This is a genomic window from Nocardia asiatica NBRC 100129 (genome assembly GCF_000308415.1).
GTDB classification, from domain to species: domain Bacteria; phylum Actinomycetota; class Actinomycetes; order Mycobacteriales; family Mycobacteriaceae; genus Nocardia; species Nocardia asiatica.
Genome location: NZ_BAFS01000098.1, coordinates 1 through 1,267, shown reverse-complemented (window position 1 = coordinate 1,267; position 1,267 = coordinate 1). Strand labels below are relative to the sequence as shown.

At 68.3% G+C, this 1,267-nt stretch carries 1 protein-coding gene; it reads left to right on the top strand.

All coding sequences use genetic code 11. From position 1 onward, the window contains the following. A partial coding sequence (locus ON27_RS09630) for a UTP--glucose-1-phosphate uridylyltransferase (protein ID WP_373282758.1) occupies positions 1-895 on the top strand: 895 nt, incomplete at its 5' end. Positions 896-1,267 lie beyond the last annotated feature (372 nt).

The following is a 1,267-nucleotide window of genomic DNA, read 5'->3' as shown; positions in this document are numbered from 1 at the left end:
CGGACCCATGAATATCCGCAAGGCCGTCATCCCGGCCGCTGGTATCGGCTCCCGGTTGCTTCCGCTGACCAAGGCCATCCCGAAGGAGATGCTGCCGGTCGGCGACAAGCCGGTGATCGAGCACACGGTCCGCGAGCTGGTCGCTTCGGGCATCACCGACATCACCATCGTGGTCAGCGGCGGAAAATCATTGATCCAGGACCATTTCCGGCCCAACCCCGCGCTGGTGGCTCAGTTGCGCGCGGACGGCAAGACCGCCTTCGCCGACGCGGTCGAGGAGGTGGGCGAGCTGTCCCGGCTCGGTCACATCACCTACCTCGACCAGCACGGGCCGTACGGCAACGGCACCCCCGTGCTCAACGCCGCGCGCAATCTCGGCGACGAGCCGATGCTGGTGCTGTGGCCCGACGACGTGTTCGTCGCCGAGGTTCCGCGCGCCCAGCAGCTGATCGACGCCTACGAGGCCACCGGAGCCCCCGTCCTCGCGCTGATGCCGATGGACCCGTCGGAGTCGCAGCGCTACGGCGTGCCGGTGGTGGCCGACGACCACGGCAACGGTCTGCTGCGCATCACCGGACTGCGGGAGAAGCCGAAGCCGAAGGACGCGCCGTCGTCGTTCGCCGCGATCGGCGGCTACGTCGTCACTCCCGGCATCATCGAGGAACTGCGCACGCAGACCGAAGCGTGGTACGAGCACCGCACCGGCGAGGTGTACCTCACCGACGCGATCAACGTGTACGCGGCCGCCCATCCGGTCTTCGGTCAGGTGATCCGCGGCCGGTGGTACGACACCGGCAACCCGGCCGACTATCTGGTCGCGCAGTTCGCCTCGGCACTGGCGCATCCGCAGTACAGTCCGCTGCTGCGCACGCTGGCCGACGACCTCGGCGGCTGACCGGAACCCGGCCCACGCACGTGCGATAGCACACCGCTATGCTTACGCCGCTCGTAATCGGCGGCAGCCGAGCGTACTTCTCGATGCCGATCCGGAACTCGCCGTTTCTCCCGTTCCGGTTCGAGCAGAGGCGCGTTCGACTGCCAGGGCGTCATCCGGTTCGACCGAGCAGCAGGCAGCGGCCCCGATCCGTGCGGATCGAAGCCGCTGCCTTCGTCGGCGGATCATGATCTCGCCTCGTCGCGCACCGGCACTTCCCCGGCCGGTGCGCGCTCAGAAGCGGCGGATCGCGTAGATGTCGAATTCGTCCAGCGGCGTGAACCCGACCGGCACACCCCAGTCGTAGGCGTTGAGTACCTGTCCGCCACCGGC